General features: G+C 61.3%; 14 protein-coding genes. 8 read left to right on the top strand and 6 right to left on the bottom strand.

From position 1 onward, the window contains the following. Positions 1 to 13: 13 nt before the first annotated feature. A complete protein-coding gene (locus tag DV706_RS03525; RefSeq protein WP_006066521.1) occupies positions 14 to 937 on the bottom strand; it encodes a PH domain-containing protein in 924 nt (307 codons plus the stop codon). A 201-nt stretch (positions 938 to 1,138) separates the two neighbouring features. Here DV706_RS03525 and DV706_RS03520 point away from each other — a divergent pair, with 201 nt between their 5' ends. The 4 genes from DV706_RS03520 (at position 1,139) to DV706_RS03505 (ending at position 4,637) form a co-directional block, all read left to right on the top strand. After that, a complete protein-coding gene (locus tag DV706_RS03520; protein WP_006066522.1) occupies positions 1,139 to 1,513 on the top strand; it encodes a hypothetical protein in 375 nt (124 codons plus the stop codon). Between the two features lie 198 nt (positions 1,514 to 1,711). Beyond that, positions 1,712 to 3,397, top strand: coding sequence for a glutamine hydrolyzing CTP synthase (gene pyrG / locus DV706_RS03515; protein WP_006066523.1), 1,686 nt, complete (start codon positions 1,712 to 1,714; stop codon positions 3,395 to 3,397). After that, positions 3,397 to 4,314 carry a glutamine-hydrolyzing GMP synthase gene (gene guaA / locus DV706_RS03510; RefSeq protein WP_006066524.1) on the top strand — a complete coding sequence of 306 codons (918 nt, stop codon included), beginning with the start codon at positions 3,397 to 3,399 and terminating at the stop codon, positions 4,312 to 4,314. Before pyrG ends, guaA begins: the two co-directional genes overlap by 1 nt. Continuing rightward, positions 4,311 to 4,637, top strand: a complete 327-nt coding sequence (locus DV706_RS03505) for a DUF7126 family protein (RefSeq protein ID WP_049889817.1) — start codon at positions 4,311 to 4,313, stop codon at positions 4,635 to 4,637. Before guaA ends, DV706_RS03505 begins: the two co-directional genes overlap by 4 nt. Before the next feature lie 499 nt (positions 4,638 to 5,136). Here DV706_RS03505 and DV706_RS03500 read toward each other — a convergent pair whose 3' ends face one another. Further along, positions 5,137 to 5,874: a 5-formyltetrahydrofolate cyclo-ligase gene (locus DV706_RS03500; RefSeq protein WP_006066526.1), complete on the bottom strand. Its 738-nt coding sequence runs from the start codon at positions 5,872 to 5,874 to the stop codon at positions 5,137 to 5,139. 1 nt (position 5,875) lies between these two features. Continuing rightward, positions 5,876 to 6,610 carry a MogA/MoaB family molybdenum cofactor biosynthesis protein gene (locus DV706_RS03495; RefSeq protein ID WP_006066527.1) on the bottom strand — a complete coding sequence of 245 codons (735 nt, stop codon included), beginning with the start codon at positions 6,608 to 6,610 and terminating at the stop codon, positions 5,876 to 5,878. A gap of 105 nt (positions 6,611 to 6,715) precedes the next feature. Here DV706_RS03495 and DV706_RS03490 point away from each other — a divergent pair, with 105 nt between their 5' ends. Together DV706_RS03490 and DV706_RS03485 are read left to right on the top strand one after the other, a co-directional pair. Next, positions 6,716 to 7,744, top strand: coding sequence for a zinc-binding dehydrogenase (locus tag DV706_RS03490; RefSeq protein WP_006066528.1), 1,029 nt, complete (start codon positions 6,716 to 6,718; stop codon positions 7,742 to 7,744). 52 nt (positions 7,745 to 7,796) lie between these two features. Further along, positions 7,797 to 8,102 carry a hypothetical protein gene (locus DV706_RS03485; protein ID WP_006066529.1) on the top strand — a complete coding sequence of 102 codons (306 nt, stop codon included), beginning with the start codon at positions 7,797 to 7,799 and terminating at the stop codon, positions 8,100 to 8,102. Between the two features lie 17 nt (positions 8,103 to 8,119). Here the strand turns inward: DV706_RS03485 and DV706_RS03480 are convergent, their stop codons facing one another. Then, the gene (locus tag DV706_RS03480) at positions 8,120 to 8,452 is read right to left on the bottom strand and encodes a DUF7853 family protein (RefSeq protein ID WP_049889818.1); all 333 of its coding nucleotides are present in this window, start codon (positions 8,450 to 8,452) and stop codon (positions 8,120 to 8,122) included. A gap of 192 nt (positions 8,453 to 8,644) precedes the next feature. Further along, positions 8,645 to 9,220 (bottom strand): NUDIX hydrolase, encoded by a 576-nt coding sequence (locus DV706_RS03475; RefSeq protein ID WP_006066531.1) that lies wholly within the window; start codon positions 9,218 to 9,220, stop codon positions 8,645 to 8,647. A 256-nt stretch (positions 9,221 to 9,476) separates the two neighbouring features. On the opposite strand from DV706_RS03475, the gene DV706_RS03470 reads away from it, so the two are divergent. Then, positions 9,477 to 10,577, top strand: coding sequence for a GNAT family N-acetyltransferase (locus tag DV706_RS03470; protein WP_006066532.1), 1,101 nt, complete (start codon positions 9,477 to 9,479; stop codon positions 10,575 to 10,577). 81 nt (positions 10,578 to 10,658) lie between these two features. On the opposite strand, the gene DV706_RS03465 is transcribed toward DV706_RS03470, so the two are convergent. Continuing rightward, positions 10,659 to 11,072, bottom strand: a complete 414-nt coding sequence (locus DV706_RS03465) for an Lrp/AsnC family transcriptional regulator (RefSeq protein WP_006066533.1) — start codon at positions 11,070 to 11,072, stop codon at positions 10,659 to 10,661. A gap of 102 nt (positions 11,073 to 11,174) precedes the next feature. Between DV706_RS03465 and carA the strand changes: the two genes are divergently transcribed. Further along, positions 11,175 to 12,251, top strand: coding sequence for a glutamine-hydrolyzing carbamoyl-phosphate synthase small subunit (carA, locus tag DV706_RS03460; protein WP_006066534.1), 1,077 nt, complete (start codon positions 11,175 to 11,177; stop codon positions 12,249 to 12,251). Positions 12,252 to 12,261 lie beyond the last annotated feature (10 nt).

Raw genomic sequence — 12,261 nt, 5'->3', positions numbered from 1 at the left:
CGTCACACGGACACTACTTCGTGTTATCTGTTCGTGCAACTCGAGCGTCGGTCGATGGCTCGCGTCCATCGCGTGCGCGTTTGATTCCCTCAAGGACGGCTTCGGGGTCGTCGATCGCCGCGCGGTCACAGCGGATGTCGCGCCAGCGGCGCTCGAGGACGAGTTCGTCGTCGGTAAGGGAGATGTCGGTGATTGCAGCCCAGGGGACGAGTTTCGTGGCAAACGACTGCTCGAGGACGAGACCGGCCGCGTGGGCGCGGATCGACGGCGCGTTCCAGCGGTCGCTCGGATCGATGTCGTACCAGGTGTCGAACCAGCCGAAGCGACTCGTGAGGACGAACACGAGTCCATACCCTGCCCAGAGCAGGCCGATCCAGCTCCCGTTCCAGGCCAGCGCGAGGCCGGAGACGACCAGCAGCGCCATCCCGCCGGTGGCGACCCACTCACTCGTCCAGTAGCCGGCGTGGTGGTACGTCCAGGTTGTGACCGGCTCGTCGGGCGTCATCGCGGCGACGTATCTGTTTCGGGCCATTCGGGCAACGCCGACGGCGACGGCCCCACTGAGTAGGCTGAGTGCGATCGCGAGTGTCCCGAGTCGGGCCGTGGACTCGAGTGACGTCACTGCTGGGAAGACCGCCACAGCCGCAAACGCGACCGCGGGGAGGTAACACGCGAGCCGTCGACGGCGAGACTGGCCGATTCGTTCGGGAAGGCCACGCAGCCGATGGCCGAAGATGAAGACGAGCAGGAGGACGGCCGTCAGCGTACTCGGTGCGGTGGCGAGGATCGTCGCCGTCGCTGCGTCCACGACGATGCCACCGATCGCAGTGAGGCCGGCGACGATCACCCCGAGATAGAACCCGAAGCCAGCCTTGAAGCCGAGATCAGGGGCAGGGGTACTGGGGACCGAGACCGATCGGGGATCGTGAGACGTCACAGTATCGTATTGGTTGTGTGTATGATAATAAATAGGGCTGGGTCAGCAACGGGTGGTCGGCCCGAATCGACGGCTGTCGCGCCCTGTGCCCGCGCCGGCGCGCCGCTGTACCGCGAGAAGTCGGTCCGAGACGCCGGTCGGTTATAAACTAGTTGAGTCTCCCACTGAAACGATTACTTGTGTGATGCTGGTGGACCCAGTATGCGCGTACATGTCCGCCAGTACAAACACGAAGAGGTTCAGTTCGACGACAACAGGACGACCGGCGAGTCCCAGACCGAAGACACGGTGAACCCGGACGCGGAGGACTACTTCGGCACGGAGATGGACGAGCTCAGTGTCGAGACGTGGGACACTGTCGAGCATGAGGGTGATCCGATTCAGCGTCGCACCGTCACGGTCGAGGGAGTCACTGCGGTGTCCGTCCCGAAAGAACCCACTGACGAGGATGACCCGGATCTGCCCGGGCAAACGATCCAGTTCCGGATGGACGGCGGCGTCGAGCACGTCGCGCAGGCCGAGATCGTCGAAGTCCAAGACGAGAATCCACAGGCGACCATAGATGAGGAGCCGTAGTCCGCGTCGGGAGACGTCACAGTCGCCGCGATCCGACGTTCGGAAACACGACCTCGAGTGCCTCGTTTGAGCCGTATGTGGACTCGGACCACGACCTGGCCGTCCAGCTCTCGGACCTGTCATATGCGAGAATGACAGCGGTTGCCGGAGACGGACCGGTCCCGAAATCGTTTTCAACCGTTCACACGGACACTCGGTATGCCGACGGAATCGGACACTCATTATGACCCCGATCTGGGGAGCAAGTTCATCTTCGTCACCGGCGGTGTGATGTCGGGACTGGGGAAAGGGATTACAGCCGCAAGCACCGGTCGGCTCTTGAAAAACGCCGGATTCGATGTTACCGCGGTCAAGATCGATCCATATCTCAACGTGGATGCAGGGACGATGAATCCCTACCAGCACGGCGAGGTCTACGTCTTAGAAGACGGTGGGGAGGTCGACCTCGATCTGGGGAACTACGAACGGTTCCTCGATATCGATATGACCTCGGACCACAATATTACTACCGGGAAAACCTACCAGCACGTCATCGAGAAAGAACGTGCCGGCGACTATCTCGGGAAGACGGTCCAGATCATCCCACATATCACCAACGACATCAAACGGCGCATCCGCGAGGCCGCCGAAGGCACCGATGTCTGTATCATCGAAGTCGGTGGCACGGTCGGCGACATCGAGGGGATGCCCTACCTCGAGGCCCTGCGCCAGTTCGCTCACGAGGAACCCGAGGAGAACGTCCTCTTTACGCACGTGACCCTCGTTCCGTACTCGAAAAACGGCGAACAGAAGACCAAACCGACCCAGCACAGCGTCAAGGAGGTCCGGTCGATCGGTCTCCAGCCCGACATCATCGTCGGGCGCTGTGAGGACCGACTCGACCCCGAAACAAAAGAGAAGATCGCCCTGTTCTGTGACATCCCGACCGAGGCGGTGTTCTCGAACCCGGACGTCGAAGACGTCTATCACGTCCCGCTGATGGTCGAGGAAGAAGGACTTGACCAGTACGTCTTAGAGCACTTCGGAATCGCCGACGAGGCACTGCCACGGGGCGAGCGCGCCAACGAGTGGCGCGACATCGTCACGACCGAGAAAGACGAGTCGGTCGACGTCGCGCTGGTCGGCAAATACGACTTAGAAGACGCGTACATGTCGATCCACGAGTCGCTTAAACACGCCGGCTTCGAACTCGGTGCCGACGTGAACGTCCACTGGGTGTCAGCCGACGAGATGGCCGACGGCCACGACGGCCAACTCGAGGACGTCGATGGGGTCATCGTTCCTGGTGGCTTCGGGATGCGTGGCTCCGAGGGCAAGATCGAAGCCGTGCGCTACGCCCGCGAAAACGACGTTCCGTTTTTGGGTCTCTGTCTTGGCTTCCAGATGGCCGTCGTCGAGTACGCCCGACACGTACTCGGACTCGAGGGGGCCCACTCGGCCGAGATGGTCGAGGACACCCCACACCCGATCATCGACATCCTTCCAGAACAGTACGAAGTCGAGGACATGGGCGGCACGATGCGACTCGGCGAGCACACGACCGTCATCGAACCGGAAACGCTGGCCTACGACCTCTACGACGACACCTCCTGTACCGAGCGCCATCGCCACCGCTATGAGGTCAATCCCAACTACTTTGACCAGTTCGAGGACGAACCGCTGACGTTCTCTGGGACGGCGGGCAACCGGATGGAAATCTTAGAACTCGAGGACCACCCCTACTTCCTCGGGACGCAGTTCCACCCCGAGTACACGTCCCGACCTGGCCAGCCGAGCCCACCCTTTGTCGGCCTCGTTGATGCCGTCCTCGAGCGTGCAACCGGCGCCGACGACACCGAACAGGAATCCGCAGACGCAGACACCGAAACCGAGGTAACCCACTAATGGTAGACACTGAGACGTTCGTTCCAGAGGCAGTTGCAGAGATCGAAGACGAAATCGGCGACGCAAACGCAGTCATCGCCCTCTCGGGCGGTGTCGACTCCTCGGTCGCCGCCGCACTGGCCTACGAGTCCATCGGCGACCAGCTCACCCCGGTCTACGTCGACACGGGCCTGATGCGCAAAGGCGAGACCGACCAGATCCGCGAAACGTTCGATTACATGGAGTCGCTGCGGATCGTCGACGCCAAAGATCGCTTCCTCGAGGCGCTCTCGGGAGTCACCGACCCTGAGGAGAAACGCGCGGTGATCGGCGAGCAGTTCATCCGCGAGTTCGAGCGCGAGGCAACGGACGCCGATGCAGACTACCTCGTGCAGGGGACGATCTACCCCGACCGCATCGAGAGCGAGGGCGGGATCAAATCCCACCACAACGTCGGTGGCCTGCCGGACGTTGTCGACTTCGATGGCATCGTCGAACCCGTCCGTGACCTCTACAAGGACGAAGTCCGCGAGGTCGCCCGCCATCTCGGACTCGACGAAATCGTCGCCGAACGGATGCCGTTCCCCGGCCCCGGCCTCGCCGTGCGCGTCATCGGCGAAGTGACCGAGGAGAAACTCGAGGTCGCGCGCCTCGCCTGTCACGTCGTCGAGGAGGAACTCGAGGAGTACGAGCCGTGGCAAGCCCTCGCCGCCGTCATCGGCAAGGCGACGGGCGTCAAAGGCGACAATCGCGTCCACGGCTGGGTCGTCTCCGTTCGCTCGGTCGAGAGCCGCGACGGCATGACCGCCCGCGCCCAGGAGATCGACTGGGACACCCTCCAGCGAATCCAGTCCCGGATCACCGGTGGCCACGAAAACGTCGCTCGCGTCGTCTACGACGTAACCCACAAACCACCCGCAACGATCGAGTACGAATGAGCATGGACGCTATCGTCGCCGGCCCGGACGAAGACGGGATTACCGAGGCTCTCGAGGCCGCGGGTGCCGATGTCGCTCGTGTTACGGGCGTACTCTCGCGACCCACGCTCGAGGAGGCCGGTGCTCTCGAGGCGGAGCTGTACGTCTTGACTGATGTCCGCGAGGCGACGACGATCCCGATCGTCTGTGATCTCAACGACGACGTTCGGACGGTCGTGTATGCTCGCGAGACGATTCCGGATTTCATCAAAGGACAGCTCGACCTCGCCGTCGACCCACAGCTGATGGACGCCGCAGTCGTCGCCGACGAGTTGACGAGCTGATCGGCTTCCCGACGCCGATTGTGGCGGGCACGACCGGCTGTGTCCGAACCCGGCTCGAAGACACGAACCCTGACAGACAGCGAACCGGATTTTTCGCCGAGAGAACGCCTGTCGAATGATAGTGTACTGAACAGTCTCTCGAAACTGCTTATTATGGAGTGTCTTCGGAGTATGAACGTTCTCGAGGAAACATTCGGCCGAGTAAAATCGGATTGAATTCGAGAGAATCCGGCCCAAGCATCTCATACCGTCTCCCCCGTTGAAGTAGCTTCCAGCGCTATCACCTGCTGGAGGTCGACGGGCAAACCCCACCAAGGCATCCATTGCCTGTTCCCGTGACTTCCAGCAACCCCACCACAGCACCCTTCCCCCACCATTGCCACACCGTTCCGTTTCCCGGTACCGACACGGGCCCCTGCACCAGCCTGTGTCGGACCCTGCGGTTGGCACCCAGGGCGCGAGTCTTTTCGCGCCTTGGACGGATCCGTTCACCGACCAACTACTGTTCTCGAAGCCGCTGTAACACCGGGATTTCCTCGAGTCGCTCGTCCGTCAGGAGTTCCCAGTCGATTCCCGTCGGCTGCTCGTGATCGTCGGGACGAATCGTCCGCTCGGGGGTGACGACGAGATCCATCGAGACGTCGTGCTCGTCGATTGAAACCGGCTCGTCAACCAGCTGGCGCTCGTGGATCGTCGTCGCAACCGGTGTCTCCGCATCGACGAGTCCGAGGCCGCGCAAAATCGCATACTCGAGGTCGCTGTAGCCTTCGCCTTTCCCGATTCGCTCCCCGTCGTCGGTGACGCCGACACTGCCGGAGACGATCAGCTCGATCTCCTCGAGTGCGTCCGGACCGACCTGTTCGCCGTGTTTCGACGAGCCCGAGACCGTGGTTGCGGCGTCGTAGTCCTCGAGGTCGTCGGGGTCGAGTTTCAGGAAACACTGTTCGTCTGCGAGCCGTGGGACAGCCATATACACCGTCTTCCCCTCGCGGAGCGCTCGTCGGCGAACTGGCAGCTGTGGTGCGTCGGGGTTGGCCTTGATCGTCTCGGCAGCTTGCCATTCGGGATGAGTGGCGAGTCGGTCGGCTGCCTCGTCCGCCCCGGCGAAGTTCGGAATCCGGCCATGTGGCGGGAACGGAAACCGGGCCTCGCCGCTCTCCTCGAGATCATCCCAGAGACGCTCACGAACGGTCGCTTTGTCGGCGGGCTCGTCCCGGTGATCGTCAGCAGCGCCCATCTCAGCGTCCTCCGTGTTCGGAATCGTCTCGGTCGGCTTCTTCCCCGTTTTCTGCCTCGTCAGCGCTCACGCCGGCTTCGTCTCCGTCGGCTGCCTCCGCTTCGAGATCGGCGTCCTCGTCGTCCGAGCTGGGTTCGTCTTCGTCATCGGTTGCTCGAGTGAGTGCGAGAAGCTGGTGGATCTCAGGCAAGATGATTCCCTCGAGGCCGAGTCGAACCGCAGGTTCGTTACCTGGGAGACAGAAGACCGGGATGCCGTCGGCGACGCCCGCGATCGTCCGCGCGCCGATGACGCGGGTGCCGATTTCGTCGTACAATAGCGTGGTAAACAGCTCGCTAAACGCCGTCAGTTCCTTCTCGAGCAGTGGTTCGACGGCCTCGATAGTGACGTCTTCGGGTTCGATACTGGTTGCGCCGCCGGTGACGATCATATCGACGTCGTCGCGGTCGAGCAGCCGCGAGGCAGTCGACTGAACCTGGTCGTGATCGGTTTCGACGTGCTCTCGAATGACGATCTCGTGATCGTCTTTTTTCAGGAGCTTCATGATCGTCTCGCCGGCGATATCGTTCCCGATGGCTCTGTCTGTCGCGATGGTGATGACGCCAACGCCGAGCGAGCGGCTGTCGCCGTCGGCATCCACATCGGCTTCGCTGGTATCGTCGTGGTTCGTTTGCGCCGGCGGCTCGTCGTTCGACGGCGTCGCCGCGTCGTCTGCATTCATTTCTCGTTCGTTCATACCGTACCGTTCACAGGCCGACAGGTAAAACACACCATGGGCAAATCGTGCTACCCGACAGCATTACCCAACTGTTATCAAGAGGGTTTGCGTTGATCCCCGTGTATGCAAGCAGTCAAAGTGACTGAACACGGCGACACCGATGTCATCGAGTACGGAGAGTACCCCGACCCGGAAATCGACCGCGACGAGGTGCTGGTCGACGTAAAGGCGGCGGCGCTCAACCATCTCGATATCTGGACCCGCCGAGGCATGCCGGGAATCGACCTCGAGATGCCCCACATTCCAGGCAGTGACGGGGCCGGTGTCGTCGCAGAGGTCGGTGAGGACGTCACCCGGTTCGAGGAAGGCGACCACGTCGCGCTCTCGGCCGGCGTTGGCGACCTCCGGATGGACGACCCGACGCTCGATTCACGCTTTCATATCATCGGCGAGCACGTCACTGGCATCCATTCCGAGTACGCTGCAATCTCCGAGGACAACCTGATCCCGGTCCCCGAGCATGTCGACTGGGCGGTCGCCGGCTCGAGCTGTCTCGTCTTCCAGACCGCCTGGCGGATGCTGATCGACCGTGCGGATCTCGAGGCTGGCGAGTCGGTACTCGTCCTGGGTGCAAGCGGCGGCGTCGGTCACGCTGCCTTGCAGATCGCTGACTACGCGGGCGCGGAAGTGTATGCGACAGGCAGTACCGAGGAGAAGCTGCAGTACGCCGAAGAACACGGCGCAGACCACGTCTGTAACTACGAAGAGGAGAACTTCGCGGACTGGGTCCGCTCGGAGACGGACGGTCGTGGCGTCGACGTCGTCGTCGAACACGTCGGCGCACCCACGTGGCAGGACTCCCTGAAGAGTCTCACCAAAGGCGGGCGGCTCGTCACCTGCGGCGGCACCGGCGGTGGCAACCCCGAGACGGACATTCCACGGATCTTCTGGAACCAACTCGAGATCATCGGCTCGACGATGGCTACGCCCGGCCAGGTCGACGACGTGATGGAACTCGTCTGGGATGGCACCTTCCAACCAGCGATCCGCGAGGAGCTGCCGATGAGTGAGAGCAAGCGCGCCCACGAAATCATCGAGAACCGCGAAGGGTTCGGGAAAGTCGTCGTCCGTCCCGACAGCGAACTCGAATAACCCCGGTTCCGGAATCGAGAGGACTTTTACTACAGACTCGAAACTGTCGACTGTGACCTCGAGCGACGACAGCGGCTACGTCCACGATCCGTCCGCGTTCGACGACGATGGAACGCGAGCGGAGTCAGCCGACGACAACTGGGACGACGGGCCAGTCCATCCCGAACAGGTCGATCGAGAGTTCGACTGGCGTGGCTGGGTGGTCGTCGGCATGATCGTCGTCGCGTTTATCATCGCACCGATTGCGATCACCCTGTGGCCGCCGGGCGTTGGCTACCGCTTTGCGCTGTTGATCTTGCCGCTGGTTCCGGCGCTGTTCCTTGCCCTGACGGCTGTCTGGGCGACGACGCGACCCTGAAAAAACAACGCGGACTGTTACTGGCTCGTCGACTCGACCGACTCGAGACGCGTCTCGAGCCGGTCCGCGACGGTCGATCCGTGGACGGCGTCTTCATCGGGGATATCCCCATCGTCGACATACGAAGTCATTGCCTCGAAGAGCCGGCGAGTCTGGGAGCTGGTGAGTACCGCTGTTTGGTCACCAGCCTCGACTGCGTCGATCGACTCGAGGATCCATTCGGGGGCGCGCTCGCCCCCGTCGATCGACTCGTCGAGATAGCTCGCGAGCATGTGGTGGGTAACCCATTGCTCGTCTCTAGAGAGCGTGACTTCGTGCGTCTCGGTCTTTTCCGGTTGTGGGGAGCTCATTTCGTCACACGGACCGATTGTGTCGGCCCTCAACCAACGCTACGAAGGGTGATGTAATAAGCCTTGTTGCTTGTTATCATGCGTCGATACACGCCGACGGAGCAACCGTCACTCATGCCGTGTGAGTGATAGCCACTGGATGGCAGGGAACCCTGCTCGCACGACGGCCCTTCGAGGGGTGTCTCCATCGCGTCAGTTGGAACTCGACTCCCGGACGTCACGTCGCATCGCAATCTCGAACCAGGGACAGAGTCGGAGCTGGCGGTACCAGTCTGGATTCTCGTGGAGTCGCTCGTATGGAACCCACAGCAACCCCGCTACCTCGTCTTCGTTTGGCTCGAGGCTGCGGTCTGACAGTGTGAGCTTCAGGACGGCACAGACCTCGTGTTCGACGCCTGCGTTCTCGAAGTAGCGTTTGTACTCGAAGCGGTCGGTCAGCCGCAAGTCGTCGTACTGGTCAGGAGTGATCCCGAGCTCTTCCTCGAGCCGTTGGCGGGTCGCCTCCTCCTGGCTCTGGCCTCTGACGGGGTGGGATGCGACGGTCCCATCCCAATACGTGCCCCAAAGGCGCTTTTCGGGCGCTCGCTGGGCGAGCAAGACGTTTCCCTCGCCGTCGAAGACGAGTGCGGTAAACGCCCGGTGGCGAATCCCTTCCCCGGTGTGTGCCTCGAGTCGATTGACCAACTCGAGTTCGGTATCGTCTGCATCGACAGCGATCACGTCCTGCCCTGCGTTCTCGTGAGGACGGTCGTCCTGTGGCGTCTGCATACTGGGCTAGTTGTGGTGGCCCCTCAAACCAGTATCGTCCCGAACCAGTTTCGGTGGTGACACAACGGGCTGAAACCAGATCATACGAGATGGGCGGTCGTGTTCACAGCCGGTTTCCGTACCGAGGAGGCTGCAGTTGTGGCCAGACATCCGACCGCGATTACAGTGGTCATACAGTGTTCGAACTGCCTAACATACGCACGTAGGCGACAATAACTTAACCAGCCACCGACCGGGGGATTCGTACGACTGACAGATGGCCCAGCACACAACGGAGCAGACATACCCAAACCGGGAGGCAACGACTACCGGATCTATTCAGCGACTGACTGACTCTCAATCTGGCCTTACAGTAACCGTTCTCGACACGCTCGATGGGATCGACAGCGAGCGGTGGAACGATGTCGTCGACCGGTCCGACCTCGGGACCGTCTTCCACCGGTATGAGTGGCTTGAGGCGGTCGAAACAGGACTTGGGCACCCAGCCAGACACTTGATCGTCGAGAAAGATACGAACCTCATCGGGCTGTTTCCGAACTTCATCGTCGGACTGCCGAAAACACCGTTTGACCGATTGACATCGATCTACCCCGGATTTGGTGGCCCGTTGCTGACGACCGACGTCTCCGACTCGCTCTCGCTCGTGCTCGAGGCAATCTCCGAACTCTGTGATGGCCGGACGATCGTCCACGAGATCCGTGCCTGTAACACGAACTTTCTCCGCTACAACGATTATCTCGAAGCCGAGGGTTACGATTCCAGTCGGGTCGGTGGCCGATTCGTGCTCAACCTCGCGAAGGGCTACGACCAACTTTTCGACGAGATGAGCAGTTCGAAACGTCGCGCCATTCGTCGTGGCCGAGAAACCGATCACGAGGTCGTCGAGGCGGAACTCACCCGGTCAACTATCGAACAGTTCCACAAAAAGTACGCACAGCACATGAGAGACGTCGACGGCATAATCTACCCCATCGAGTTCTTTGAGCAACTTATCGAGATGGACGACCGGATCTTGTTGCTGATGCTCTACGTCGAGGGCGAGTACGCTGGTGGCTTTCTCGAACTGCTCAACGACGAGCAAGACACCATCCACGGCTTCTTCGCTGGTGTTCCGTCTGAGTCTTTCGAGTACCACGCCTCGGAACGGCTCTACGATTACCTGTTCCAGTGGGCTATCGAAAACGGGTATGAGACCTACGACTTCGGCGGCGGCGGTGCGGACTTTCAAGACGGCGCGTTCACATTCAAAGAGGAGTTCGGCGGCGAACTGATCCCGAACATCTACTGGGAGCGTGGCACGGGGCCGACCTGGACGCTCATCGAGACCGGTCGTTCGCTGTACAACCGATACGGGTGATTGTCACCGTCGAAACGGGTTGTAGCCGTCCACCCGATCGCGCTGCTCTCGAGGGAGCGTGGCCGTGATGACGCGAGTACGTTAGCCGAGTTCCTCATCGAGGATCAGGCGCGTCTTCGTGCTCACGACCTCCTCTTGATCTCGAGCCTGCGTGATGAGGTCGTTCACGCCGCGCGTGTCCGCCGCGTCGACGACGAGGACGATATCCTGTTCGCCAGAGACCATCCAGACGAAATCGACCTCTTCCCATTCAGCCATCCGTTCGGAGACGGCTTTGGTGTCGACGTCGACCGCAACACCGATCTCGAGCATCGCTTTGACGTTGCCCGTCCGTGTCGAAATCGTAAACCGCTCGATGATGTCGTCGTCCATCATCCGTTCGACGCGGTTTCGAACAGTCCCTTCGCTCGTCTCGACCTCGTCTGCGATCTCAGTGTACGGCGTTCGAGCATCTCGACGGAGAATATCGAGGATCTGTCGGTCCAGGTCGTCCATGGAGATCTGTAACTACGCTGAAGACGCACTTACCGATTACGAATTTCGTAACTCAGCTTCGAAGACAACACTTATGCCGGTTGCTCCAATACGTAGATCGTAATGACAGCAGCCTACGTTGCACTGGAAGGGGGCCACGTACTCGAGGGGCGTGGTCGTGCTTCTGGCACAGCTCGTGGCGAACTCGTTTTCACGACGGCATACACCGGTTACGAAGAAAGTCTGACCGACCCATCGTATGAGGAGCAGATCCTGACCTTCTCGTACCCGCTGATCGGTAACTACGGCGTCCGTGAGGAGCGATTCGAGTCCGACCGTATCCACCCACGCGCCGTGCTCGCAAAGGAGCTCACCGACGACGTCACCGAGTGGCTCGAAAGCGAGGACGTCCCCGCCGTCGACCATCTCGACACCCGCGAAGTCGTCACCGACATCCGTGACGGCGGCGCTATGAAATGTGGGATCGCCGTCGGCGACGACGTCACCGAAGAAGACGCACTCGAACAGCTCGAACAGTGCAAAGCGATGAGCGACCACACGGATATCGGCGCGCAAGTCAGTGTCGACGAGACGGTCGTCCACGGCGAGGACAACGATGGCGACACGGTCGCACTGGTCGACTGTGGCGCGAAAGGCTCGATCATCGACTCGCTGGTCGAGCGCAACGCAACGGTCCACGTCCTGCCCCACGACGCGACCGAGGCAGACATCGAGGCCGTCGACCCCGACATCCTGTTCATCTCGAACGGCCCCGGCGATCCCGCAAACTACGAGGAGGCGATTGACATCGTCGATGCGTTCGTCGAGGAGACTCCCGTCGCCGGCATCTGTCTCGGCCAGCAGATCGTCGCCGAGGCGCTCGGCGGCACGACCGAGAAGATGACGTTCGGTCACCGCGGCGTCAACCAGCCTGTGATGGATCTCGAGTCCGGCCGCGTCGTCATGACGACGCAGAACCACGGCTACACGGTCGCCGAACCCGGGGACTACCTCGAGGTGACCCAGATCAACGTCAACGACGACACACCCGAAGGCCTCGACGGTGTCGAACACGACATCATCACTCGCCAGTACCACCCAGAAGCCAACCCCGGCCCACAGGACACCCTCGACTTCTTCGACGACGTGCTCGCGATGGCCGACCCACAGAACCAGCGAGCCGTCCCTGCTGACGACTGATCGGTAGCTT

The sequence above is a fragment of the Natronorubrum bangense genome, from assembly GCF_004799645.1.
GTDB classification, from domain to species: domain Archaea; phylum Halobacteriota; class Halobacteria; order Halobacteriales; family Natrialbaceae; genus Natronorubrum; species Natronorubrum bangense.
The sequence above is the reverse complement of the archived record's forward strand: the minus strand, read 5'-3'. Positions and strand labels throughout refer to the sequence as shown.

What these genes read in the sequence shown, in the direction of transcription:
- DV706_RS03520 (WP_006066522.1), top strand. Translation starts at nt 1,139, where the DNA reads ATGCGCGTACATGTCCGCCAGTACAAACACGAAGAGGTTCAGTTCGAC.
- pyrG (WP_006066523.1), top strand. Translation starts at nt 1,712, where the DNA reads ATGCCGACGGAATCGGACACTCATTATGACCCCGATCTGGGGAGCAAG.
- guaA (WP_006066524.1), top strand. Translation starts at nt 3,397, where the DNA reads ATGGTAGACACTGAGACGTTCGTTCCAGAGGCAGTTGCAGAGATCGAA.
- DV706_RS03505 (WP_049889817.1), top strand. Translation starts at nt 4,311, where the DNA reads ATGAGCATGGACGCTATCGTCGCCGGCCCGGACGAAGACGGGATTACC.
- DV706_RS03500 (WP_006066526.1), bottom strand. Translation starts at nt 5,874, where the DNA reads ATGGGCGCTGCTGACGATCACCGGGACGAGCCCGCCGACAAAGCGACC.
- DV706_RS03495 (WP_006066527.1), bottom strand. Translation starts at nt 6,610, where the DNA reads ATGAACGAACGAGAAATGAATGCAGACGACGCGGCGACGCCGTCGAAC.
- DV706_RS03490 (WP_006066528.1), top strand. Translation starts at nt 6,716, where the DNA reads ATGCAAGCAGTCAAAGTGACTGAACACGGCGACACCGATGTCATCGAG.
- DV706_RS03480 (WP_049889818.1), bottom strand. Translation starts at nt 8,452, where the DNA reads ATGAGCTCCCCACAACCGGAAAAGACCGAGACGCACGAAGTCACGCTC.
- DV706_RS03475 (WP_006066531.1), bottom strand. Translation starts at nt 9,220, where the DNA reads ATGCAGACGCCACAGGACGACCGTCCTCACGAGAACGCAGGGCAGGAC.
- DV706_RS03470 (WP_006066532.1), top strand. Translation starts at nt 9,477, where the DNA reads ATGGCCCAGCACACAACGGAGCAGACATACCCAAACCGGGAGGCAACG.
- DV706_RS03465 (WP_006066533.1), bottom strand. Translation starts at nt 11,072, where the DNA reads ATGGACGACCTGGACCGACAGATCCTCGATATTCTCCGTCGAGATGCT.
- carA (WP_006066534.1), top strand. Translation starts at nt 11,175, where the DNA reads ATGACAGCAGCCTACGTTGCACTGGAAGGGGGCCACGTACTCGAGGGG.